Genomic DNA, 23,500 nt, shown 5'->3' with positions numbered 1-23,500 from the left:
TCGTCTTTTTGATTTGAAATATTTTGGTGTACCATCCGCATACATTAACAGAGTCAAAGTATGCAAAAAATGGAAGCCAATGAGTTTCGCCCGCTGGCTGGCGTAAAAGTGCTTGAGTTGTCACAGATTCTGGCGGGCCCCACCTGTGGGCTGATGCTGGGCGATCTCGGGGCCGACGTGGTCAAGATCGAGCGATTTCCTGCCGGGGATGACGCGCGGAAGTACCGTCGGCCGGGCGACAGCGGATTGCCGCCTTCCTTCCTGATTGTCAATCGCGGCAAGCGGTCGCTCGGACTTGACCTGCGCAAGGAAGAGGGCAAGGCCGTGCTCAAGCGGATGGTTGCCCAGGCCGATGTGCTGACCGAGAACTTCCGTCTGGGAGTGATGGAGAAACTGGGCCTTGGCTACGACGTGCTGCGCGAGGTGAATCCGGCCCTGATCTACTGCTCTATTACCGGATACGGACGGACGGGGCCGCTGGCCAGCAAGGGCGGTTTCGACCTGATTCTGCAGGCGTTCTCGGGGCTCATCAGCGTGACGGGAGAGCCCGGCCGCGACCCGGTCAAGCCGGGCATGTCGATCGCCGATGTCAATGCTGGCATCCTGGCCGCATTCGGTATCCTGGCCGCGTACATCAACCGGCTACGCACGGGCGAGGGCTCGCGCGTCGAGACCTCGCTGCTTCAGGCGTCGATGCAGCAGCTTTACTGGTACGCGGCGGCCTACTTCTCGACCGGGGCGATTGCGAAGCCGGTCGGCACGGCGCATCCGCTCATCGCGCCTTACCAGGTGTATCAATGCGCTGATGGCGGTATCGCGCTCGGGGGCGCCAATCAGACCAACTGGGAGCGCATCGCCGACGTGCTGGGGCATCCGGAGTGGAAGGCCGATCCGCGTTTCGACAGCGCGGCGGAAAGACTCGCGCGCCGTGCCGAACTTGAAGTGTTGATCACCGATGTCCTGAGGGGCGCGCCCGTGGCGACGTGGGTGGAGCGATTCGATGCCGTGGGGGTGCCTGTCGGCCCGGTTCAGAACGTGGGGCAGGCACTGGAGCATCCGCAGGCGAAGGCAGTCGGGATGGTCATGGAAGCCCGCAAGCCAGGCGGCGGCATGACGCGCGCGCTGGGGCTACCCGTCCTGTTCGACGGGGGCAACGCCAGCTTGACCGGCCCGGCCCCCGCGCTGGGCGAGCATTCCAGTTCGGTGTTGCAGGAATTTGGATTTGCCACGGGAGAGATCGAGGACCTGCTACGCAACGCCGTGGTCCACGACTGCGCTCATCCGGTCGCGGCGTGATGCGCGTGATGTGTTTACGGGCGACGTCCGCGGCCGACCGCCGCGCCATCGTCGGGCATCGCCGCGATCATGTCGGCATAGACATTGCCGCCCGCGGAGATGTGCCGGACCATCGCTTCGGCGGCGGCATCCTCGTCGCCAACCTTGATCGCGTCGAGCACGGCCTTGTGCTCGGCCAGCGATGCGCGAACGCGCGCGGGGTGCTCGAAGCGGTAGTCCCGCATGCCACGCATCCGCGCGCGCATGGTGCGGATCTGCTTGGCCAGGATGTCGTTGCGACTGCCTTCGTAGAGCACGCCATGGAATTCGTCGTTGGCGGCGCGGTAGGCCTCGGCATCTCCCTGCGCGGCCGCGCACGCTTCGTACGCGGTCTCCAGCGCGTCCCGCTCCGCCGGTGTCATGCGGCGCGAGGCGAGTCGGGCGGCAAGCGATTCCAGCTGGACCAGGATCTCGCTCAGCGCGACGTAGTCGCGCAATGTAATCGACGACACGATCGCGCCCTGGCGCGGCACCAGGGTGACGAGTCCCGCCGAGGCGAGCTGGATCAGCGCCTCGCGCGCGGGCGTGCGGGACACGCCGAAACGGTCGATCAGTTGCTGTTCATCGATCTGGGTGCCGCTCGGCAGGTGCCCGGACAGGATTTCCTGCTCTATCTCGGACCTGATGGTCTCGGTGCGGCTCTTCTTTTCTTCCGACATGCCTGTGTTCATCGCTGTAGATGTGGCGATTCTACGCTGCTGCCGGCGCTTTCCGGCCGCCTTCCGGCCCGGAGTTCGATCTTTTTCGTCGTTTATGTACACATAACGTTAGCTTGCGCATGCACAGATTTGCTGCGTGAGCGCCTTTACACACCTTCATCCCCAAACCTCCCATGACCGACACATCCGGACTGCCCTCGCTCGCCATCGAAGGGCGAGTTGCCACCATCACATTCCAGCGCCCCGACGTCGCCAATCGCCTTGGGCCCGATGATCTCGACGAGATTCATCGCCATATCGAAACGGTGAACGCCAGCGAAGCGCTCGTTCTGCGGATTCGTGGCACCGGGAAGTACTTCTGCAGCGGCTTCGATATCGGCAAGCTCGCGGCGGGGCAGCGTGGGTCGGGCTTTGAAGAACTCGTCAACGCGGTCGAGGACTGCCGGCCTGTCACCATCGCCGCGCTAAACGGTGGCGTCTATGGCGGCGGCACCGATCTCGCGCTCGCGTGCGACTTCCGCGTTGGCGTACCGACAACGGACATGTTCATGCCCGCCGCGCGTCTCGGCCTGCATTTCTACAAGCGTGGCATGGAGCGATACGTGACCAGGCTCGGCCTGGACACCGCCAAGCGGCTCTTCCTGACCGCGGCCCGGCTCCAGTCGGACGAGCTGCTGCGCTGCGGTTTCCTGACATCGCTGGTCGACGCCGCCGACCTCGACGCGAATGTCGATGCGCTGAGCGAAACGGTCGCCAGCATGGCGCCGCTCGCGGTGCTTGGCATGAAAAAACATCTCAACCGGATTGCCCGGGGCGTGCTCGATGTCGAGGAACTGGCTGTCGACGTTGCACGCGCCGCGCAATCGGCTGACATCAAGGAGGGTGCGCTGGCCTGGAAGGAAAAGCGCAAACCAAGGTTCCAGGGCAACTAGTCCAGGGAGCCGGCTTTCATTAGTAGAACCGAAATGGAGACAGAAGCATGAAGATAGCGAAGGCATCGAGGGTATGCATCGCCGCCGCGTTGCTGGTGCCGATGACGCTGGCGTGGGCGCAGGGCCCTGCCGCGTATCCAACCAAACCGATCCGGCTGATCGTCGGTTTCCCGCCGGGCGGCGGCGCGGATGCCGTGGCGCGCATCGTCGCGGAGAGAATGTCCCGGGACCTGGGGCAGAGCATCATCATCGACAACAAGCCCGGCGCCGGCACGACCATCGCGGCGGAAGCGGCAGCCCGCGCCGAGCCCGATGGCTATACGGTCTTCATGGGTAGCGCGAACCTCTTCGGCGCGGACAAGATCCTCTACAAGACGATCCGCTACGACGGGCAGAAGGACTTCACGCCGATCTCGCGCTGGACCATCGCGCCGATGGTCCTGGCGGTGAATAACGATATCGGTGTGAAGTCGGTGCAGGAACTGATCGCCAAGGCGAAGCAGAATCCCGGCAAGTACTTCTATGCGTCGTCCGGCAGTGGCGGGGCGCCGCATATGGCTGGCGTCTACTTCAACAAGCTCGGCGGCACGCGGATGGAGCACGTGCCGTTCAAGGGTGGCGCGCCGGCGGTGACGGCCGTGATTGCTGGTGATGCGCAGATGATCTTCGCCACGCCGCCGTCGGTGCTGCCGATGGTGGAGACCGGCAAGCTCAAGGCGCTGGCCGTGACGTCGGAGAAGCGGTCGCCGTTGCTCCCGAACCTGCCGACGGTGTCGGAGGGTGGCGTCAAGGGCTACGATTTCACGTTCTGGTTCGGGTTGTTTGGCCCAGCCAATCTGCCGCCCGATGTCGTGCGCAAGCTCTTCACCGCAAGCCAGAAGGCATTGAGCGATCCCGAGGTGGTGCGCAAGCTCGCGGCGCAAGGCAATGAGGCGCTGCCTTCTGCGTCGCCGGACGAATTCCGCAAATGGGCGTTGGCGGAGGGGGCCAAGTCCAAACAATTGATTGAGCAGTCTGGCGCACATCTGGACTAGGCTGGGCGGAGCAGGGCCGCCAGGCCCATGGCCAATGGCGGAAATAGTGACGATTCAGGCGTTTGACTTTTTAAGACGACTGGTCATATTATTTCCGCCATGGCTCGTACATCAGACAAGACCGACATTCCGAACCGCCTGACCAAGGCGGGTCGCGAACTGTTCTCCCACCACGGCTACAACGCCACCGGCATCCAGCAGATCACCGATCACGCTGGCGTGCCGAAGGGCTCGTTCTACAACCACTTCGAAAGCAAGGAAGCGTTCGCGGCAGCGATCATCGCGGAGTACGCCGATTATCTGCACCGCTCATGGGAAGCCATGATGGAGGACGCCCCGCCCGAGCCGATGGCGGCGATCCGCTATGTCTTCACGCGGATGATTACCTATCACGAATGCTGTCCCACGCAGGCGGGTTGCCTGATCGGCAACTTTGCTGCCGAGATCGCCCTGACGAGCGATACCTGTCGGGCCGTGCTGCAGGACGCCCAGTTCGCCTGGCGCGAACGGCTGGCCGGCATGATCAGCCTTGCCCAGGCGCATGGTGAGATCCGCGCCGATATCGCGTCAGCCGAGCTTTCGGGGCTCGTCTGGGATACGTGGGAGGGCGCCTTGCTGCGTATGAAGATCGAACGCTCGGTGGCCCCGCTGCGCCGCAGCGTCGACCTGATGTTCGACCACCTGTTCCAGCCGGCCGCCGCGGCCGGCATCCACCACAGTCCAACCTTGGAGTAAGTCATTCATGGGTGCACAGACCGAAGCATTCCTCACCGAAGCCCTGTTTCAGCCGATCAAGCTGGGCCGTATCGAACTCGCCAACCGCATGGCCATGGCACCGCTCACGCGCAGCCGCGCCGATGACGATCTGGTGCCGACCGAGATGGTGGTCGAGTACTACCGCCAGCGCGCCAGCGTCGGCCTGATCATCGCCGAAGCCACGCAGATTTCGGAGACGGCCCAGGGCTACACGAATACCCCCGGCGTCTACACGCCCGAGCAGATTGCGGCCTGGAAGACGGTGACCGACGCCGTGCACGCGCAAGGCGGCAAGATCTTCCTGCAAATCTGGCACACGGGTCGCATGTCGCACTCGCATTTCCAGCCCGACAATCAGGCACCGGTGGCGCCTTCGGCCATTGCGGCCAATGCCAAGACGTATATCAATGGCCAGGGCTACGTCGAATGCTCGCTGCCGCGCGCGTTGGAAGCTTCGGAAATTCCGGAGATCGTGAATGACTTCCGCGTCGCCGCGGCCAACGCGATCAAGGCTGGCTTCGATGGCGTCGAAGTGCATGGCGCGCACGGCTATCTGCTCGATGCCTTCCTGCGCGATGGCACGAACAAGCGTACCGACGCCTACGGCGGCAGTATCGAGAACCGCGCCCGCTTCCTGCTTGAAGTCATGGCGGCGGTGACTGCCGAAATCGGTGCCGATCGCGTGGGTGTCCGACTGGCGCCGGTGTCGCCGGTCAACGATGCGGTGGAAAGCAATCCGCAGCCGCTGTTCGAATACGTCGTGCGTGAGCTGGAGAAGCTCCATCCGGTGTACATCCACGTGGTCGAAGGCTACACGGGTGGCCCGCGCGACAACGTGCCGTTCGACTACGAGGCGCTGCACCGCCTGTACTCGGGCGTGTGGATGCTCAATAACGGCTACAGCAAGGAAATGGCCGAAGAAGCGATCCGCAGTGGCCGTGCCGACATGGTCTCGTTCGGCCGCAAGATGATCACCAACCCCGACCTGCCGCGTCGCTTCCGTGAGAACCAGCCGCTGAACAGTCCGTTCGAGGACGCGTCGCTCTACGGTGGTACTGGCCCGCACGGCTACGTCGACTATCCGGCATTGGCCTGATCTTCGGCATTGCGCGCTCTACGGGCAGGTTTGCATCCGGGGCTATGTCCTTAGGTCCGGATCGCGGCAAGCTTGACGTAGAGCGTGCTTCTTGAAATCCCCAGCGTTCTGGCGGCCCTTGAAAGGTTGCCGCGCGCATCGTTGATGGCGGCGAGTATCGCCTGCCGCTCCAGATCGTCGAGGCGGCCAGACGCTGCCGATATCGGTATCGGGGCCAGAGCCGTCGCGTCTCCGGCCGGCCCGGATTCGACGAGGGAGGACAACATCGACACATCGATGCCATTGTTCTCGCCGAGCGCGAACATGACCTCGAACACGTTCTGTAGTTCACGAATATTCCCGGGCCAGCGATAGCGCACCAGTGTCTGATAGACCGACGGTTCGATCCGCTTCGGCGGGCACCCGTACTTGCGCGCGAGCTTGTGGTTGAGGTGATTGACGATGGACTCGATATCGCCAGGCCGGTCGCGCAAGGCCGGAAGCTGCAGACTGACCGCGCAGAGACGGTGGTACAGATCCTCGCGAAAGCGCCCGGCGGCAATTTCCTTCTGCAGATCGCGGTTGGTCGCGGCGACAAGTCGCACCGATACCTGCCGCTCCCTCGTATCCCCCAGACGAACCACCACGCCATCCTGCAGCACACGCAATAGATGCGGCTGCATGTCGAGCGGCATCTCGCCGATCTCGTCGAGGAACAGCGTGCCGCCTGCGGCCTGTTCGAATTTTCCGGGATGGCCGCCGCGACGCGCCCCCGTGAAGGCGCCTTCCGCGTAGCCAAATAGCTCGCTGGCCAGCAATTCGCGCGTCAGAGCGCCGCAATTCACGGCAACGAATGGACCGTCGGGCCGCTTGCCAGACCGATGCAATGCGCGTGCGAACAGCTCCTTGCCCGCGCCGGTCTCACCGACCAGCAGCACGGGCAGATCGAGCGACGCGATACGGCGGGCGCGTGCCTTGGTGGCGGCGAGAATTTCGCTCTCGCCGATGATCTCGGTGAACGGGTCATCCGTTGTCACCGCAGTCGGGGCGGCGGGGAGTGAAATGCTGGTCCGGCCCGGGCGTGCCGCGAGTGGAATCACGAGCATCGTGCCGAGCAGTCCTTCGCGATCCTTGACCGTGTGAAGCCATTCGGGCCGCAGCCAGCCCGGGCGCTGACGTATTTGATCGACCTCCGTCTGTGTGAGGTCGAGCCCTGGTATCGCGCTGCCGGTCTCCAGCGCGAAACGTACACCATGGGCATCCCCGGCGGCCTGCGAGTGGCCGTTGATACGAACGACACGGCCGCGGAAATCGGCAAGGACCACGAAGTCGCTGGCATAGCGCACGAAATCGTCGATGGAGCGGGCCAGCAGCCGCTCGTGCATCGCCACGTCGCGCCGAGCCAGCTCGCTCTCGATCTGCCGGGCCGCCGCCACCACCAGACCGAGGGTGTGCCCGTGGAATGACTCCTTCACGCCCGATACATCAACGACGCCAAGCAGGTGACGTCCGAACGGATCGAGTATCGGCGCGGCGGCGCAGGTCCAGCGTTTGACGTCCCAGCAGAAATGCTCGCTGGCATGGATCTGCACCGGCGCGACGGTGGCGATCGCGGTGCCGATGGCATTGGTGCCGATCACTTCCTCACTCCAGCATCCGCCCATGGCAAGGTTGACTTCCTCGCCGACGCTGCGCACGCGGGTCGAGCCATTGAGCTGAAGGATGGTGCCGTCGGTGTCGCTGAGCATGATCAGCGTGCCGCATTCGCGCAAGATGTCGCGCAGGCCTTCGAGCGCCGGACCCGCTGCGTCGCAGAGGTCACGGTTTTGGGTGCGCAGTTGGCGAAGGCGATCGTCGGCGGCGCCCGGCGCCGAATGCAGGGTCGGGTCGACAGCCTCGGAACGACACCGCTGCCAGGAAGCGAGGACAACTCTGCGTACGCCATCCCCCTCATGTGGATGATGGGGATGGTCCCGCAGGAAGCGTTCCCAGGCCGAGGCCACGACAGGTTCGTCGCTGATGCGGGGGACCAGAGTGCCGTAGTGGGTGAACGGCATGGAGCGATCACTCTCAGTTGATTCCGGCAACCGTAGCCCCACGCTTTTCGCAAGTCAACAATTCTCTTTGCAATCAAGGGTTTGTGCTGTGCAGCAGGGGCGCGAAAGTGTCCGGAATCCGGACACTTTCGCGTAGACGTCCGGAAATTGCACAACGTTGGGCGTTGATTGCCCCATGCCCGAACTGGCCAGTCGGTGACGGCAAGGCATTGATTTCAATCACATGTGATCGGCTCCTGCAGGTGCCAATGCCGCCTGGCATGTCCCTTGCCATGAAGGGTGTGTGGGACCTCCCACGACGATGACACCAATGACAGGAGACAACATGCAACCCCACTCCACCGTACAGGTGATGGGCATCGATGCAGGCGGCACGATGACCGATACATTCTTCGTGCGCTCGGACGGCCGGTTCGTGGTCGGCAAGGCGCAGAGCAACCCAGGCGACGAATCGCTGGCCATCTACAACTCGTCGGAGGATGCGCTGGCGCACTGGGAGCGCACCGTGGATGACGTCTACCCGGAACTGCTGACCTGCGTGTATTCCGGCACGGCGATGCTCAACCGCATTCTTATGCGCAAGGGCCTGGACGTCGGCCTTATCTGCAATCGCGGTTTCGAGCAGATCCATTCGATGGGGCGTGCGCTGCAGAGCTATCTGGGCTACGCATTGGAGGACCGCATTCACCTGAACACGCATCGCTACGACGAACCGCTGGTGCCTGTCTCGCGCACGCGTGGCGTGACCGAGCGCACGGATGTGCAGGGCAGGGTCGTCATTCCGCTGCGAGAGGAAGAAGTCCGGCAGGCCACGCGCGAACTGGTGGAGGCCAAGTCGCAGGCGATCGTCATCTGCCTGCTGCAATCCCACAAGAACGAGTCCAGCGAACAACGTGCGCGCGACATCGTGCAGGATGAACTGACGAAGCTGAAGGTCGATGTCCCGGTGTTTGCGTCGGTGGACTATTACCCGTCGCGCAAGGAAAGCCACCGGATGAACACCACAATCCTCGAGGCCTACGGCGCGGAGCCCTCGCGGCAGACGCTGAAGAAGGTCAGCGACCGCTTCAAGAAACACGGTGCCAAGTTCGATCTGCGTGTGATGGCCACCCATGGCGGCACGATCAGCTGGAAGGCGAAGGAACTGGCGCGGACGATCGTGTCGGGGCCGATTGGTGGCGTGATCGGATCAAAGCTCCTGGGCGAGGCGCTGGGCGATGAGAACATCGCTTGTTCGGACATCGGCGGCACCAGCTTCGACGTAGCGTTGATCACCAAGGGCAACTTCGCGATCAAGTCCGACCCCGACATGGCCCGCCTGGTGCTCTCGCTGCCGCTGGTGGCGATGGACTCGGTGGGCGCGGGCGCTGGCAGCTTCGTGCGGCTGGACCCATACAGCAAGTCGATCAAGCTCGGGCCCGATAGCGCCGGCTACCGCGTGGGTACCTGCTGGCCGGAGAGCGGGCTGGATACGGTCACCGTTTCCGATTGCCACGTCGTGCTGGGCTATCTGAACCCGGAGAACTTTCTTGGCGGTGCGATCAAGCTCGATGTGGAACGCGCCCGCCAGCACATCAAGGTACAGATCGCAGATCCGCTCGGGCTGTCGGTCGAGGACGCGGCAGCAGGGGTCATCGAATTGCTGGACCTCACGCTGTCCGAGTATCTGCGCGCCAACATCAGCGCCAAGGGCTACAACCCTGCCGAGTTCACATGCTTTTCTTACGGCGGCGCGGGCCCCGTGCATACCTACGGATACACCGGCGGCGTCGGCTTCAAGGACGTGGTGGTGCCGGCCTGGGCGGCTGGCTTCTCGGCCTTCGGCTGCGCCTGCGCGGACTTCGAGTATCGCTATGACAAATCGGTGGATCTCGGTGTCGGGCAATTCGCGCCGGACGCCAGCAAGGAGACCGCGTGCCGGATCCTGCAGGAAGCGTGGTCGGAACTGGCCGTCAAGGTGATCGAGGAGTTCCGGACCAACGGCTTTGATGCCAGGGACGTCGTGTTGATCCCGGGCTACAAGATGCAGTACATGGGGCAGCTCAATGATCTCGAGATCGTCTCGCCGGTAGCCACCGCGTCGTCCGCCGAGGACTGGGACCGCATCGTCGACGCGTTCGAGAATACCTACGGGCGCGTCTACGCCAGTTCGGCCCGCTCGCCGGAACTGGGCTTTTCGATCACGGGAGCCATCCTGCGCGGCATGGTGGTCACGCAGAAGCCCGTGCTGCCAGAGGACCCGGACGCCGGTCCAACGCCACCCGGGGAGGCCTACCTGGGGGTTAGGCCCTTCTACCGCCACAAGAAATGGATGGATGCCGCGCTCTGGAAGATGGAGTCGCTCAAGGCCGGCAACCACATCGTGGGTCCCGCCATCATCGAATCCGACGCCACCACGTTCGTGGTGCCTGGCGGCTTCGAAACCACGATCGACAAGCACCGCCTGTTCCATCTCAAGGAAGTCAAATAAGGAGACACATCATGAACATGATGAGCAACAAGGAAGTCGGGTTCGCCGATCTGTTGAAGAACGGCCAGACCCTCAAGGAAGCCCGCGACGCCATCCTCGCCCGTACCGAAGAATCTGGCCACTACAACGGCCTTACCAGTCTGGACTTCCGGGACAGCGACCCGATCGGATACGAGAAGCTGTTTTCCAAGCTGCGGGGTGGACTGGTCCATGCACGTGAAACCGCCAAGAAGATTGCCGCCAGCCCGATCGTCGAGCAGGAGGGCGAGCTCTGCTTCACGCTGTATAACGCGGTCGGGGACTGTGTGCTGACCTCCACCGGCATCATCATCCACGTGGGCACGATGGGTGCGGCGATCAAGTACATGATCGAGAACAACTGGGAGGCCAACCCCGGCATCCATCCCGGCGACATGTTCACGAACAACGACTGCTCCATCGGCAACGTGCACCCATGCGACATCGCTACGATCGTGCCGATCTTCTGGGAAGGCAAGCTGATCGGCTGGGTGGGCGGCGTGACGCATGTCATCGACACGGGCTCCGTAACGCCAGGCTCCATGTCCACGGGCCAGACGCAACGCTTCGGCGACGGCTACATGATCACGTGCCGCAAGACGGGCGCGAACGATGTGCCGTTCCGCGACTGGCTGCATGAGTCGCAGCGCTCGGTACGCACGCCGAAATACTGGATTCTCGACGAACGGACCCGCATCGCCGGCTGCCACATGATTCGCGATCTGGTGGAGGAGGTGATCCGCGCCGACGGCATCGAGGCCTACGAGAAGTTCGGCTACGAAGTCATCGAGGAAGGCCGCCGCGGGCTCCTGAGCCGCATCAAGGCCATGACGCTGCCAGGCAAGTACCGCAAGGTGTCGTTCGTCGACGTGCCGTACAAGCATCCGGACGTGCAGGTCTCCAACGCCTTTGCCAAGCTCGACTCCATCATGCATTCGCCGGTGGAAATGACGATCCGCCCGGACGGCAAGTGGCGCCTGGATTTCGAAGGCGCGAGCCGCTGGGGTTGGCACACGTTCAATGCCCACCAGGTGGCCTTCACCTCGGGCATCTGGGTGATGATGTGTCAGACCCTGGTGCCGACCCAGCGTATCAACGACGGCGCCTACTTCGCCACCGAGTTCCGGCTGCCCAAGGGCACATGGTGCAATCCCGATGACCGGCGCACCGGCCATGCGTATGCCTGGCATTTTCTGGTGTCCGGCTGGGCGGCGCTGTGGCGTGGTCTCTCTCAGTCGTACTTCAGCCGTGGCTATCTGGAGGAAGTGAACGCGGGCAACGCCAATACTTCCAACTGGCTGCAGGGTGGCGGCATCAACCAGGATGGCGAGATTCACGCGGTCAACAGCTTCGAGGCCAGCTCCTGCGGCACAGGCGCGTGCGCAGTCAAGGACGGTCTCAACCACGCCGCTGCCATCTGGAACCCGGAAGGCGACATGGGCGACATCGAGATCTGGGAGATGGCCGAGCCATTGCTCTACCTGGGCCGGAACGTCAAGGCCAACTCCGGCGGCTACGGCAAGTATCGCGGCGGCTGCGGCTTCGAGACCCTGCGCATGGTCTGGAACGCCCAGGACTGGACGATGTTCTTCATGGGCAACGGCTTCATGAACAGCGACTGGGGCATGATGGGTGGCTATCCGTCGGCCACCGGGTATCGCTTCGAAGCGCACCGCACCGGGCTGGAACAGCGCATTGCCAGCGGCGACTCATTGCCGCTTGGCGGCGACATCGACCCGGCCAATCCGGACTACGAGCGCCATATCGACGCCACCGCCGAGGTCAAGCGCGACAAGCAGTGCATCACGACCGAGGACTGCTATGCCAACCACGATCTCTACCTGAACTACCTGCGCGGCGGCCCGGGCTTCGGCGATCCACTCGATCGGGACTCGAAGGCAATCGAGGCGGACCTCAACCAGAAGTTCTTGCTGCCTGAGTATGCGCAGAAGGTCTATGGCGCTGTGTTCGCTCAGGACGCCAGGGGTGTGTTCGCGGTGGATGCCGCCAAGACCAGAAAGCGTCGCGCGGAGATCCGCAAGGAGCGCCTGGCGCGCGCGGTGCCGACGCGCGAGTGGATGAAGGAGGAGCGCGAGCGCATTCTCAACAAGCACGCATCGGTCCAGGTGCAGCACATGTTTGCCACGAGCTTTGCGTTGTCGGAGAAGTTCACGCAGAGCTTCAAGGACTTTTGGAACCTGCCCGAGGCATGGCACGTGAAAGAGGAGGAACTGGGTGTGCCGGCCTATGGCGCCAAGCACCGTATGGATCTGTCGCTGATGCCGGACGTCACCACCGTCGTCCAGGTCGAAGAGTAACCACCGCACTCAGGAGTCGAACCATGTCTGTTTATACCAACGAACAAGTCGACCACCTCGTCGAGGGGAAGCTCGACTGGGAAACCACGTTCCGCATGCTGTCGATGCCCAAGGACGAAAGCCGCTTCGAGCAGTACCTGGCGGCCTTGCAGGCGAAGGTGAGTTTTCCGGACCGCATCGTGCTGCCGCTCAGCCCGCACATGTATATCGTGCAATCGGCCGCCAGCAAGAAGTGGGTGGTCAAGTGCGACTGCGGCCACGAGTTCTGCGACTACCGCGAGAACTGGAAGCTCCATGCCTCCATCTATGTGCGTGATACCGAGGAGGCCATGGCCGAGGTCTATCCGACGCTGATGGCGCCTGATACGAGTTGGCAGGTGTATCGCGAGTACTACTGTCCGTCGTGCGGCGCGATGCATGACGTGGAGGCGCCCACCCCGTGGTATCCGGTGATCCACGACTTCGAGCCGGATATCGACGCGTTCTACAAGGAGTGGGTGCACCTGCCGGTGCCCGAGCGGGCACCAGACTGATCGGGTAGGACAGGTTTGCCGGACGGTGCGAAGCAGCGGGTGGCGCAGCCCGCCCGCTCCGCGCCGTCCGGCGCCCCTCAGTGCGTCACTGCCCTAATGCATCAGCGCGGTTGATTGACCGCAGTAGTCAGGACGCTGGGCAGGCCATTACGGAACTGATAGGCACGTTCCGTGTAGCCCGCCGGGAACAGCACGCCGCTATGCAGCTGGCCATCGCGTAGCGCGAATACCAGCTTGGCGCCTTGTCCCACCGGCCAGGCGTTCCAGCCCAGCCTTGCCACGGTGGCAGCGGCATCGCGCGACATGTCGAAAACCATCACGTTTTCGTTGCGCGCATAGATGGACCACTTGCCGGTGACCGTGGTGTAAGCGGTCATGCCGAGCGGTTGGCCCGGGCTGACCTGCGAACCGAACACCGAGTTCAGCAGCGAGAACTGCGCCGTGCCATCCGCGTTGATCTGGACCTTCACCTGGCTCATCACCGGCTCGATCATCGTGCGGCCCACGAGCTGACGGATCGACGTGAGCGGGCTGGGCAGCGCCGTGTCGTTGATGACCGCCGACGGGTAGGCCGTTGGCAGTCCCGGGGCGATCGGGCACTGGCTGTTGCTCTGGTAGGGGACCGGGCAGCCGCCAAGGTCAATTGGCAGCACCACACGGTCCGTGTCGTATGACTGGATGCCCAGGTAGCCTTGGGTGCCCGCCGGCAGCTTTGCATTCTGCAATGCCGGGGCCAGCGAGGTGTCGGGACCGAACCGGCCGCCTGTTACCGCGTCAAAGGCCGGCAGGTTGCTCATGTCCACGTCGCGCGATTCGTACTGGAACGTAATGCCGGTTACCGGATCGGTACCGGCGAGCCGGTGGCCGATGGTGGTCAGCGGTAGCGGTGCCTTCAGATCGGAGGGCTGGAGGAGCCTGGTCCAGGTGCCGTCGGCCTTCATGTCGAACTCGGACGTCGGATCGCCCAGCGATACGAAGTCGCTGGCGGCCGCCTCCCAGGCGCCGCCGGCGGTCTGGCGTGCCTGGTAGTCCTTGCGCAGCGCATTGTTCTGAATCTGGATGACGGCTTGCGTGGGGGAGCCCAGGTTCGTCATCAGCGAATCGATGTAGCTGTACACCGGCGCCGCCAATACCTTGGAGGCATCGGCCAGCGTGTACAGCGGCTTGGCGGCCTGGGTATCGACATCGGCCTGCGTCACAGCCACGTCGCCCTTGGTGACCATCGCGTTCAGCACGTTGCGCACGATCGTGGCATCGGCCTTGCCGTCCTTGGCCAGCGAGGTGATCGTGTCGATGATGGCGATGGCCTTCGCGGTGGTGGCAGCGTCGCCATTGGCCACGAAGTCGGCCGTCGGATCGACGTTGCTGCCCAGCAGTGCCTGCACCGCGCGCACCGCTTCGTCGCGACTCATGCCGGCTTCCATCTGCGCGGTCACCAGCGTCGTCAGCGGGGACACGTGCTGGCCGGTGGTGCCGCCTTCGAGCACGGCGGACATCGTGTAGCTGGCCGGGAATGTAAAGCCCGCCGGGCGGGACAGGTCCTTCGTGGCAGGCGTGACCTGCACCAGCAGGCGTTTGCCGCTGGTGTCGCCGGTGTACGGCAGCGTGAAATTGCCATTGGCGTCGGTCGTGGCCGACGGCTCGCCGCTATCGCAAACGTTGTTCGCATTCAGGTCCAGGCAGACGGTCGCGCCGACCAGATAGCCGTCGATGGCTTTGCCGGTGATCGACGGCGTGGTGACGGCCGGGGGCGTGGTCGTCGGAGGCGTGCTGGTGCTCGGGCTGTTGCTGTCACCGCTGCCACCGCATGCGGCCAGCATGGTCGCGCACAAGGCGGCAATGACGGTGGGTTTGCGTGGAATGTTGTTCACTGCTGAAAGTCTCCTGCGAGGGGAAATACGACCGGAATGGTCCGCGGACACTGACGGCAAGACGTGGCGGCTTTTCTACCCCTCCTTCGCGGGTGAACCCACAATTCGCCCGGAATCCCGGCGATCAGGTGTGCGACAGGAGCACTGGAACTAAAAAATGGGCAAAAAATGCCGATATCGCCAGGATTCACCTTCAGTCCATGCAAGCCAAGACACCCGCCTTCGAGCAAGCCATGAATGCGCACCGGCACGGCGACCTCGCAAGCGCGGAGCGCCTGTATCGCGTCGCGCTGGCATCGGACCCTCGACACGCGGGTGCGTATCACCATCTTGGTCTGCTGTGCCACCAGGCGGGCCGACCGGCCGAAGCCGTGGCGCAATTGCGGCGCGCCGCCGTGCTCGCCCCTGGCGATGCTGGTGTGATCGTCAACCTCGGCATCGCCTGCAAGGCAGCCGGCGATTTTGCCGCCGCCGTGACGTGCCTCGTCCGGGCGACGCAACTCGCACCTGCCATGCCGGCAGCGCATTTCAACCTTGGGCTAGCGTGGATGGCCGCCGGCAAGGCCGCCGAGGCAGTGGAGAGTTTCGAGGCGGTGATCCGGCTACAGCCGCAGGACGCGGCAGCGCTGGCCAACCTCGCTTCGGCAAGGTTGGCGCTCGGCCTTCATGCTGAGGCAGTGGTGGCTGCCCGTCGGGCCATCGCAACTGCCCCGGGTCAGGCGCGATTCCACACGCTGCTTGGCCATGCGTTGCAAGGGGCAGGGCATGGCGTTCCTGCGGCGGAGGCGTTCTTGCGCGCCATCGCGCTCGATCCTGCCTCCGTCGAGGCGCGTCTGGGCGCCGGCACCACCTTGTGCGCGATCGAGCGGTACGCGCAGGCCATCGAGCAACTGGGGCTGGCAACGCAACACGATGCACAATGCTCGCCCGCGTGGTTCAACCTCGGTATCGCACACCTTGCACTCGGGCACTACGTGCAAGCCGAAGCTGCGTTCCAGCGCGTGCTGGCACTGCGGCCGGGTTGGCCTGTCGCCCATTTCCACCGGGCGATGAACTGGTTGTCGGCGGGAGATTTCGCGCGTGGACTGCCGGAATACGAGTGGCGCCTGAAGCTCGATGCCTACGCTGGCGAGCCACAGTGGCCGCGCTGGTCGGGCGCGCCGCTCGACGGCTGCCTGGTCGTCGACGCAGAACAAGGCCTCGGCGACACGCTCCATTTCCTGCGCTTCGTGCCACTTGCAAGCGACCGGGTGGGCAAGGTGGTCCTGCGTGTGCAATCGGCATTGCTGCGGCTGCTCAAGCCGCTGGCGTCGCAGTGGGGAGTTTCAATCGTCGCGCTGGACGATGCACCGCCGGAGGCGCAAGCGTGGTGCCCGCTGATGAGTCTGCCGCTCATGCTTGGCACGTCGATGGACAGCATTCCGGACATGCCGGCGCCGCTGCCGGTGCCCGAGGCCAGCCGCGAGATGTGGCGCGCCAGATTGTCGGGCCTGAAGCGCCGTCGCGTCGGCATCGCCTGGTCGGGACGGATACGCGCCAACGAGAACCGCGCCATCCCGCTGCATCTGCTCGCGCCGCTATTCGCGCGCGATGACATCGACTGGATTGTGCTGCAGCGGGACATCCCCGCCGATGATGCGCAACACCTTGCCATGTACGCCGGCACCGGACGGCCGCATGATTTCAGGCATCACATCGAGGACATGGCCGACACCGCGGCGATCATCGGAACGCTCGACGCCGTTGTGTCGATCGACACCGCCATTGCGCATCTTGCCGGTGCCATGGGCAAGCCACTGTGGCTGATGCTCGCCGTGGCCGCTGACTGGCGCTGGCGGCAGGATACGACGCACAGTCGCTGGTATCCGTCTGCACGGCTGGTCAGGCAGACCACGCCGGGCGACTGGCTGCCCGTGATCGCCGCGGTGAACGAGGCCTTGAACGTGGTCTTGGCAGGGTGAGATCGGCGCTACGACATCGCCGATCCTACCGGTCCCGCCAGTAGTTCGGTGAGCGTGCCCGAATCCTCCAGGTCATCCAGCGACAGCAGGCAATCCTCGATGGCGCGCTGGCGCTGCGCGGGTAGCAGGCCGTCGGTGAGTCGTCGGTACTTGGCCACCACCTGCTCGCGGCTCATCGGTTGCAGGGCGGACTTGGGGGCAGGTTGTTCGGCCTGCAACTCGGTGCCGTCACGCAGGCGAATGCGCAGGCGGGTCCGGCCACGGCCAAGCGCGCCGGCCTGGTCGAATCCGGCGTCGTGGTGCGCGCGAATCCGTGGAATGAGTGCCCACACGTCATCGCGGTCGATGCGCTCGGGCGCGAACTGTCGCACCATGGCTTCGCCGTCCAGCAGGGTTACCGCAAGCGCGTAGGCGATGTTCATCTGGGCGGCAATCGGCGTGATTGGCCGCGCGAGGTCCCACCAGCCGTGGTGATAGACGGCGTGGGAAAGGTCGACGTCGATGCGCTCCACATCCTCGGCGCGGAACCGGTGCGTGGCGACGAGATCGAGGAGGGCGTCGATGCCCGCGTGCAGCCCGCCCATCGCCGCATGGGCCTTGAGCACGAAGCGGGGCGTCTCCCAGTGGTCGCCGAGTCCGTGCGCGATCTGTGTGGCATCGGGGTTGTGCCCCTCGCCAAAGGTCGAGAGAAAGCCACCGTACTCGCGCTCGAAAACGCGCTGGATACCGCTGTAGCCGCTGGCCGCCAGATGGGCGGCGTAGAGTCCGTTACGCGCGGCAAAGCCGTGGTGCATACGTTTCGACATCGCTTCATATTGCGCGGCCATCAGGCCGGCGGACTGCGTTGCCGCCAGTCCAAGGGCGTCTTCGAAGCCCGCGGCGTCCAGTTGTAGCAGCAAGCCCACGGCCGCAGCCGCCGCATGCGTGCCGAACACCGGACCGGAATGCCATCCACGCGACAACATTTGGCCACCGTGCAGGGCCAGGCCGACGCGCGGACCCACCTCGAAGCCGGCGATCGCCGCCGCCAGCATCCGATCGCCACGGATGCCGCCGAGTCTTTCCGCCGTGGCGAGCAGCGAAGGCAGGATCAGTGACGCGCTATGCAGCGGCGCCAGCGGGTGGAAGTCGTCGAGTTCGAACCCCTGGATAAAGGTGCCATTGAGCAAGGCGGCCACCGGAGCGGTCGCCTTGCGACCCCATCCAATGATGCTGCACGGCCCTTCGGCTTCGAGGGCCATGACCGATTCGACCGCGGTGCGGGACCACGGCAGCTGGGCGCCAACCAGCGCGCAACCCACGCCGTCCAGCAGCAGCAATCTGGCCCGTTCGCGCACGGTGTCAGGCACCGCGCTCAAGTCGAAGTTGGCCAGCCAGGTAGCCAGTTGACCGGTTGGGCCGGAGGGATCGCTGGCCTGTCGTCGAGCCTGTTCGCTCATGCTGTTCTCCATGTTTTCAGATACGTTCGAAAATGCCATCCAGACGGCCCCGGGCGAGGACCGATCGGTCAAGCTGCGCCAGCACTTCGGGCAGCGTCGGCGGTTTGTCGAAATGCAGTTTCCCGTTGAGTGCCAGCAACTGGAAGGAGTAGCGATGGGGGCCGTGGCCGGGCAGGGCTCTCGGGCCGGCATAGGCGGTTTTGCCGAAGCTGTTGCGGCCCAGCACGGCATGGATGCTTGCCGGTGGATTGAAGGCGGCCTCCGGCAGGCCGGGCAGGTTGGGGTCGATGCCGGTGGCGATCATGTGCACGAATGGGCGTGGCAAGGGCGCATCGGCATCTTCGATGATCAGCACCAGTTCCTCGGTCTCCGAAGGCAAGCCGCGCCAGGCGAGTGCGGGCGAGCGATTCTCGCCGACGCCCTTGCCGGCGTGCGCGACCGGAATCGTTTGCCCGGCGCCGAAGCTGCCGCTGCTGAGTTCCAGCAGAGCGGGGGCAGAGGCAACGGCCGGGTGATGCCAGGCAAGGCGTTGCTCTCCGGCCCTTCGTCCTTTCAGGAGACGTCCCAGCAGGCGGCTCAGCATGATTTGACTCCGCTTCCGCTATCGGCATTGGCTTCGGACAGGTCCCATACCCAGGGCCGGCGCTGACGGTCGGCGGCCTGCCAGGCACGGATCTGGTTGTCTTCGAGCAGCGTGCCCCCGATCTCGTCGAGGCCCTGGAGGAGCATCTCCCGGCGGAGTGGGTCGATATCGAAGCTCCAGCGGCGATCGCCGGCTTCGACCACCTTGTGCTGGAGATCCACCTTGAACGGGATGGCATGGCGCGCGAGGTTCATCAGTTCGCTGACCAGCGCCTCGTCGAGAATCAAGGGCAGGATGCCGTTCTGGAAGCAGTTGTTGTAGAAGATGCTGCCGAAGCTTGGCGCGATGATGCACCGATAGCCCATCGACTGCAGCGCCCAGACGGCGCTCTCGCGCGACGAGCCGCAGCCGAAATTGGCACCGCTGACAAGAATCGGCGCGCCGGAGAACTCAGGCTGGGCCGGAAGGAATGCCGGATCGGGGCTGCCATCGGCCAGGTAACGAATCGCCTCGAAGGCGTGCACGCCAAGTTGGTCTCTGGGTACGGTGGTGAGGCGATCGATGCGGATGATGACATCGGTATCGAGGTTGGCGCGGGGCAACGGCGCCGCAAGGCCAGCAAGTGTATGGAACGGTTGCATCTCAGAAGCTCCGAATGTCGGTCAACACCCCAGTGATCGCCGCAGCCGCTGCCATGGCCGGGCTGGCCAGATGCGTGCGGGCGCCCGGTCCCTGACGGCCGACGAAATTGCGGTTCGAGGTGGAGACCGCTCGCGCGCCCGGAGGCACCTGTTCACCGTTCGCCGCCACGCACATGCTGCAGCCGGGCTCCCGCCACTGGAATCCAGCATCTTCGAAGACGCGATCCAGCCCTTCGGCCTCGGCGGCGCGCTTGACCAGCTCGGAGCCGGGCACCACCCAGGCTGTCACGCCGGCGGCTACGCTGCGGCCACGCACGACGTGCGCGGCATCGCGCAGATCCGACAGCCGGGAGTTGGCGCAAGAGCCGATGAAAACCCAGTCGACGGGCGTGCCTGCCAATGCCTGTCCGGCCTCGAGCCCCATGTACGCCTGCGCTGCGCGCCATTCCTCCGCTACGGCCGGGCTTGGGGCACTGTCCGGGTGGGGAACGCACTGGTCGATGGCGACTGCCTGGTCCGGACTGGTGCCCCACGTAATCACCGGACGCACGGCTTCGGCAACGATGCGTTCTTCTCGATCGAACACGGCGTCCGCGTCGCCGGCCAGGGACCGCCACGTCTCGACGGCACGCTCGAACAACTCGCCCTTTGGGGCGAAAGGCCGGCCGCGCAGGTAGTCGAACGTGGCGTCGTCCGGTGCGACCATGGCGAATTTGGCGCCCAGCTCCACCGCGAGGTTGCACAAGGTCAGCCGGCCCTCGATCGGCATGGCTTCGATCGCCGGTCCGGCGAACTCCACGGCGTGGCCGACGCCGGCGGATGCCCCGAGTGTTGCGATGATATGCAGGGCCAGGTCTTTCGGTGTCACGCCCCTGGGCAGTCGTCCATCGACACGCACGCGCATACGCAGCGGCTTTTGTTGGCGCAGCGTCTGGGTGGCCAGCACATGCACGATTTCGGACGAGCCGATACCGAAGGCCAGCGCGCCAAGGCCACCGTTGGTACACGTATGGCTGTCACCGCAAACCAGGGTCGTGCCGGGGAGCGCGATGCCCAGTTCGGGCGCCATGACGTGAACGATGCCCTGACCCGGCTGGCCGAGGTCGAACAGACGAATGCGGCCTTTCTCGCTCCCCTGCTTGAGCCCGGCCCAGAGCATGGCACCAAGTGGATACGTTGTTTCCGTGCGACCGGGCGCGCTGGAGACGACGTGATCGGGCGTTGCAAAGCACAGTTCCGGGTTGTGCGGCGGCAGCTTGCGCTTGGCGAGCTCCCCCAGGGCCGGCGCGCCGGAGAGATCGTGCAGCAGATGCCGGTCAATGTGCAGTAGCGCCCAGCCGTCACCGAGGTCCTTGATGACATGCGCATCCCAGACCTTGTCAAAAAGCGTTCGATCCATGCTTCACTCCTGAGGGCTTTGCTGGAAGTGCTGCCGGAGCGCGCTCCATTCGTCGGCACCCAGCCGGCGGAACAGCGCGGCGACGGTCGCGTCCATCCGGGGCGCGGGCATTTGCCCCTCGCGCTGCACGTCCTGCAGCGCGGCGTCGCAGGCTTCGATGGTGGCCTTGAGCAGAAGACCGGGAAGGATGACCATGCGATATCCGAGTTCCCCCGCTTCTGCGAATGGCAGCAGCGGTGTGCGTCCGGTGGGGACCAGATTGAGCAAACAAGGCCCGCTGACTTCGCGCGGGATGGTGGCGACTTCTTCGCGGGTTTGCGGCGCTTCCACGAATGCCATATCGGCGCCGGCCTCAAGTGCGAGGTTCGCGCGGGTGATGGCCTCTTCGAGGCTGACCACGGCGCGCGCATCGGTCCGCGCGATGATCGTGAAGTCCGGATGCCGCCGCGCGGCCACGGCGGCGCGGATCTTGGCGAGGAACTCGTTTCGTTCCACGATCTCCTTGCCGTCCAGGTGGCCGCAGCGTTTGGAGAAGACCTGGTCCTCGATATGGATGGCCGCGACGTTGCGGGATTCGAACTCGCGCACGGTGCGCGTGACGTTGAGCTCGTTGCCATAGCCGGTGTCGGCATCGGCAATCAGCGGGATGTCCACCGAACGCGCGAGCACGGCAGCGTTCTCGACCATTTCGCTCATGCCGAGCAGGCCGAAGTCAGGGAACCCGCGGGCGGCGGCGGTGCCAGCGCCGGTCATGTACACGGCGCTGAATCCTGCCTGTTGAACGAGGCGGGCGGTGAGGCCGTCATAAGCGCCCGGTGCGACCACGATTTCCGGTCGGGCGAGCAGTTGGCGCAGCTGGGTGGCAGCGTTCATCGAGGTCTCCTGGCTTGATTTGAGGATGATGCGAAGGGTTGGGTCACTGACTGATCTCCTCGAGCGAGAGGCCGGAGGTACGCGGTCCGAGCAGGCCGATACTCAGGGCCACCAGCAGCATGCAGGCGACGATCAGCCCCACCGCGCCGGGCACGCCAGCGTGCTTCAGCGATGCGGCGATCAGGAATCCGCTCAATGCGCCGGAGACACGGCTCACGGCATAGACGAAGCCGATCGCCTTGGCGCGGTGGCGCGTCGGATACAGCTCGGCCTGGTACGAGTGGAAGCCCAGCGAAATCATGGTTCCCCCGAGTGTCAGCAGCGCGCCCGTCATCAGGATGGCGACCCCGCTGTTCAGGTTCACGAACATCGTGCCTGCGCCGGCCATTACCAGCGCGGAGACCACGATCAGGGTCTTGCGCTCGACACGATCGACGAAGGCCACCGCCAGCAGCGGGCCAAGCGGTGCGACGAGGGAGACCATCAATCCGTACTCGAGGCTCGAGGAAAGCCCCACGCCACGCTGCACCAGGAACGTGGGCATCCAGTTCGAAAAGCCATAGAGGCCAATGGCCTGGGCGGCGTGGAACAGTACGAGCATGACTGTTCGGCGTCGGTACGGCGCGCGCCAGATCTCGCGGAAGGCGGCCGGTTTGCCAACGGGCACCTCGCGCGGCGGGAGAGGTGCCGGCAAGGGGCGGCCACTCTGCTGGCGGGCTTTTGCTTCCAGTTGCTCGACCACTGCCGTGGCCTGCTGCAATCGGCCATGGCTGGCCAGCCAGCGAGGACTTTCCGGCAGGCCCAGCCGCAACAGCCAGACGAACAGTGCTCCGACGCCGCCCATCAGCACCACCACGCGCCAGCCGTCGAGACCCAGCACGGCGCGCGGCACGAACCACCAGGCCATCAACGCGACTGACGGCACGGCAAGGTAGGAAATCACCGCGCTCACCGCGAACGCGCGGCCACGGATGCGCGCCGGCACGAGTTCGCTCAGGTAGGCGTCGATGGTGACCAGCTCCACGCCGAGGCCGATGCCCGTCATCAACCGCCAGAAGTTCAGCCAGACCGCGTCGTGCTGGAACGCCATGCATACCGCCGACGCCGAATACCAGAGCAGGGCGACGGTGAATACCGAGCGCCGCCCAAGCCGATCGGCAATCGACCCGAATGCCAGTACGCCGATCAGGAGGCCAAGGAATGTCGCGGCGATATAGCTCGCCGCGCCGTCGAGGGCGAAGAAGCCTTCCGTGGTCGCGCTGAGCACGCCGCTGTGGATGATCCCTGGCAGCACATAGGCCGTGGAGAAGAGCTCATAGAACTCGAAGTAGGCCCCCAGCGAGAGCAGCAGGACCAGGCTCCAGGTGCTGCGCGTGGCCGGAAGGCGGTCTATCCGTGCGGCCAGTTCGCCGGCACTGATGCGTGCGGGGGCGGCCTGCGATGCCGCGGACAGCGTCCGATCAGTCATGTTGTCTCCGTCTTATCTGTACGGACTCGGCATGCGCTGCCTCGTCCGCAATTAATGTTGTTATATTATTATGATGTC

The 23,500-nt window shown here is 64.6% G+C and carries 18 protein-coding genes; 9 read left to right on the top strand and 9 right to left on the bottom strand.

Annotated elements, in window-relative coordinates; genetic code table 11:
* Window positions 1-60: 60 nt before the first annotated feature.
* Window positions 61-1,296, top strand: a complete 1,236-nt coding sequence (locus tag K6G35_RS28390; RefSeq protein ID WP_495676734.1) for a CaiB/BaiF CoA transferase family protein — start codon at window positions 61-63, stop codon at window positions 1,294-1,296.
* Window positions 1,297-1,310: 14 nt separating this feature from the next.
* Here the strand turns inward: K6G35_RS28390 and K6G35_RS28385 are convergent, their stop codons facing one another.
* Entirely contained in the window at window positions 1,311-1,994 is a 684-nt protein-coding gene (locus K6G35_RS28385) for a GntR family transcriptional regulator (RefSeq protein ID WP_024570673.1), read from the bottom strand.
* Window positions 1,995-2,167: 173 nt separating this feature from the next.
* On the opposite strand from K6G35_RS28385, the gene K6G35_RS28380 reads away from it, so the two are divergent.
* From K6G35_RS28380 to K6G35_RS28365, 4 genes are all read left to right on the top strand, one after another.
* Window positions 2,168-2,926 carry an enoyl-CoA hydratase/isomerase family protein gene (locus K6G35_RS28380; protein ID WP_186425680.1) on the top strand — a complete coding sequence of 253 codons (759 nt, stop codon included), beginning with the start codon at window positions 2,168-2,170 and terminating at the stop codon, window positions 2,924-2,926.
* A gap of 47 nt (window positions 2,927-2,973) precedes the next feature.
* Window positions 2,974-3,960, top strand: a complete 987-nt coding sequence (locus K6G35_RS28375) for a Bug family tripartite tricarboxylate transporter substrate binding protein (protein ID WP_008644294.1) — start codon at window positions 2,974-2,976, stop codon at window positions 3,958-3,960.
* 99 nt (window positions 3,961-4,059) lie between these two features.
* A complete protein-coding gene (locus K6G35_RS28370; protein WP_008644292.1) occupies window positions 4,060-4,695 on the top strand; it encodes a TetR/AcrR family transcriptional regulator in 636 nt (211 codons plus the stop codon).
* Between the two features lie 7 nt (window positions 4,696-4,702).
* On the top strand, window positions 4,703-5,812 hold the full coding sequence (locus tag K6G35_RS28365) for an alkene reductase (RefSeq protein ID WP_186425678.1): 1,110 nt from the start codon (window positions 4,703-4,705) through the stop codon (window positions 5,810-5,812).
* A 50-nt stretch (window positions 5,813-5,862) separates the two neighbouring features.
* Here the strand turns inward: K6G35_RS28365 and K6G35_RS28360 are convergent, their stop codons facing one another.
* A complete protein-coding gene (locus K6G35_RS28360; RefSeq protein WP_008644289.1) occupies window positions 5,863-7,848 on the bottom strand; it encodes a sigma-54-dependent Fis family transcriptional regulator in 1,986 nt (661 codons plus the stop codon).
* A 325-nt stretch (window positions 7,849-8,173) separates the two neighbouring features.
* On the opposite strand from K6G35_RS28360, the gene K6G35_RS28355 reads away from it, so the two are divergent.
* The 3 genes from K6G35_RS28355 to K6G35_RS28345 are packed head-to-tail and all read left to right on the top strand — an operon-like array spanning window position 8,174 to window position 13,187.
* Window positions 8,174-10,318 carry a hydantoinase/oxoprolinase family protein gene (locus K6G35_RS28355; protein WP_495676733.1) on the top strand — a complete coding sequence of 715 codons (2,145 nt, stop codon included), beginning with the start codon at window positions 8,174-8,176 and terminating at the stop codon, window positions 10,316-10,318.
* 11 nt (window positions 10,319-10,329) lie between these two features.
* Window positions 10,330-12,654, top strand: a complete 2,325-nt coding sequence (locus K6G35_RS28350; protein ID WP_495676732.1) for a hydantoinase B/oxoprolinase family protein — start codon at window positions 10,330-10,332, stop codon at window positions 12,652-12,654.
* 23 nt (window positions 12,655-12,677) lie between these two features.
* Entirely contained in the window at window positions 12,678-13,187 is a 510-nt protein-coding gene (locus K6G35_RS28345; RefSeq protein ID WP_008644281.1) for an acetone carboxylase subunit gamma, read from the top strand.
* Between the two features lie 101 nt (window positions 13,188-13,288).
* Here the strand turns inward: K6G35_RS28345 and K6G35_RS28340 are convergent, their stop codons facing one another.
* Window positions 13,289-15,058, bottom strand: a complete 1,770-nt coding sequence (locus tag K6G35_RS28340; RefSeq protein WP_008644280.1) for a hypothetical protein — start codon at window positions 15,056-15,058, stop codon at window positions 13,289-13,291.
* A 200-nt stretch (window positions 15,059-15,258) separates the two neighbouring features.
* Between K6G35_RS28340 and K6G35_RS28335 the strand changes: the two genes are divergently transcribed.
* On the top strand, window positions 15,259-17,019 hold the full coding sequence (locus K6G35_RS28335; protein ID WP_495676731.1) for a tetratricopeptide repeat protein: 1,761 nt from the start codon (window positions 15,259-15,261) through the stop codon (window positions 17,017-17,019).
* Between the two features lie 8 nt (window positions 17,020-17,027).
* On the opposite strand, the gene K6G35_RS28330 is transcribed toward K6G35_RS28335, so the two are convergent.
* The 6 genes from K6G35_RS28330 to K6G35_RS28305 are packed head-to-tail and all read right to left on the bottom strand — an operon-like array spanning window position 17,028 to window position 23,422.
* Complete coding sequence (locus K6G35_RS28330) at window positions 17,028-18,458, bottom strand: MmgE/PrpD family protein (protein ID WP_495676730.1); 1,431 nt, start codon at window positions 18,456-18,458, stop codon at window positions 17,028-17,030.
* 16 nt (window positions 18,459-18,474) lie between these two features.
* Window positions 18,475-19,041 (bottom strand): YbhB/YbcL family Raf kinase inhibitor-like protein, encoded by a 567-nt coding sequence (locus K6G35_RS28325; protein ID WP_008644275.1) that lies wholly within the window; start codon window positions 19,039-19,041, stop codon window positions 18,475-18,477.
* Entirely contained in the window at window positions 19,035-19,682 is a 648-nt protein-coding gene (gene leuD, locus K6G35_RS28320; RefSeq protein ID WP_008644273.1) for a 3-isopropylmalate dehydratase small subunit, read from the bottom strand. The genes K6G35_RS28325 and leuD overlap by 7 nt, the downstream gene beginning before the upstream one ends.
* 1 nt (window position 19,683) lies before the next feature.
* Window positions 19,684-21,081 carry a 3-isopropylmalate dehydratase large subunit gene (leuC, locus tag K6G35_RS28315; RefSeq protein ID WP_495676729.1) on the bottom strand — a complete coding sequence of 466 codons (1,398 nt, stop codon included), beginning with the start codon at window positions 21,079-21,081 and terminating at the stop codon, window positions 19,684-19,686.
* Between the two features lie 3 nt (window positions 21,082-21,084).
* Window positions 21,085-21,954, bottom strand: coding sequence for an isocitrate lyase/PEP mutase family protein (locus K6G35_RS28310; protein ID WP_495676728.1), 870 nt, complete (start codon window positions 21,952-21,954; stop codon window positions 21,085-21,087).
* Between the two features lie 43 nt (window positions 21,955-21,997).
* The gene (locus K6G35_RS28305; RefSeq protein WP_495676727.1) at window positions 21,998-23,422 is read right to left on the bottom strand and encodes an MFS transporter; all 1,425 of its coding nucleotides are present in this window, start codon (window positions 23,420-23,422) and stop codon (window positions 21,998-22,000) included.
* Window positions 23,423-23,500: the final 78 nt, after the last annotated feature.

The organism is Cupriavidus sp. HY129 (genome assembly GCF_059492215.1).
The sequence above is the reverse complement of the archived record's forward strand: the minus strand, read 5'-3'. Positions and strand labels throughout refer to the sequence as shown.

Excerpts from the sequence above, each read along its gene's own strand:
- K6G35_RS28335 (WP_495676731.1), top strand. The coding sequence starts at position 15,259 with ATGCAAGCCAAGACACCCGCCTTCGAGCAAGCCATGAATGCGCACCGG.
- K6G35_RS28380 (WP_186425680.1), top strand. The coding sequence starts at position 2,168 with ATGACCGACACATCCGGACTGCCCTCGCTCGCCATCGAAGGGCGAGTT.
- K6G35_RS28305 (WP_495676727.1), bottom strand. The coding sequence starts at position 23,422 with ATGACTGATCGGACGCTGTCCGCGGCATCGCAGGCCGCCCCCGCACGC.
- K6G35_RS28330 (WP_495676730.1), bottom strand. The coding sequence starts at position 18,458 with ATGAGCGAACAGGCTCGACGACAGGCCAGCGATCCCTCCGGCCCAACC.
- K6G35_RS28355 (WP_495676733.1), top strand. The coding sequence starts at position 8,174 with ATGCAACCCCACTCCACCGTACAGGTGATGGGCATCGATGCAGGCGGC.
- K6G35_RS28365 (WP_186425678.1), top strand. The coding sequence starts at position 4,703 with ATGGGTGCACAGACCGAAGCATTCCTCACCGAAGCCCTGTTTCAGCCG.
- leuD (WP_008644273.1), bottom strand. The coding sequence starts at position 19,682 with ATGCAACCGTTCCATACACTTGCTGGCCTTGCGGCGCCGTTGCCCCGC.
- K6G35_RS28310 (WP_495676728.1), bottom strand. The coding sequence starts at position 21,954 with ATGAACGCTGCCACCCAGCTGCGCCAACTGCTCGCCCGACCGGAAATC.
- K6G35_RS28385 (WP_024570673.1), bottom strand. The coding sequence starts at position 1,994 with ATGTCGGAAGAAAAGAAGAGCCGCACCGAGACCATCAGGTCCGAGATA.
- K6G35_RS28375 (WP_008644294.1), top strand. The coding sequence starts at position 2,974 with ATGAAGATAGCGAAGGCATCGAGGGTATGCATCGCCGCCGCGTTGCTG.
- K6G35_RS28370 (WP_008644292.1), top strand. The coding sequence starts at position 4,060 with ATGGCTCGTACATCAGACAAGACCGACATTCCGAACCGCCTGACCAAG.
- K6G35_RS28360 (WP_008644289.1), bottom strand. The coding sequence starts at position 7,848 with ATGCCGTTCACCCACTACGGCACTCTGGTCCCCCGCATCAGCGACGAA.
- K6G35_RS28345 (WP_008644281.1), top strand. The coding sequence starts at position 12,678 with ATGTCTGTTTATACCAACGAACAAGTCGACCACCTCGTCGAGGGGAAG.
- K6G35_RS28325 (WP_008644275.1), bottom strand. The coding sequence starts at position 19,041 with ATGCTGAGCCGCCTGCTGGGACGTCTCCTGAAAGGACGAAGGGCCGGA.
- K6G35_RS28390 (WP_495676734.1), top strand. The coding sequence starts at position 61 with ATGCAAAAAATGGAAGCCAATGAGTTTCGCCCGCTGGCTGGCGTAAAA.
- leuC (WP_495676729.1), bottom strand. The coding sequence starts at position 21,081 with ATGGATCGAACGCTTTTTGACAAGGTCTGGGATGCGCATGTCATCAAG.
- K6G35_RS28350 (WP_495676732.1), top strand. The coding sequence starts at position 10,330 with ATGAACATGATGAGCAACAAGGAAGTCGGGTTCGCCGATCTGTTGAAG.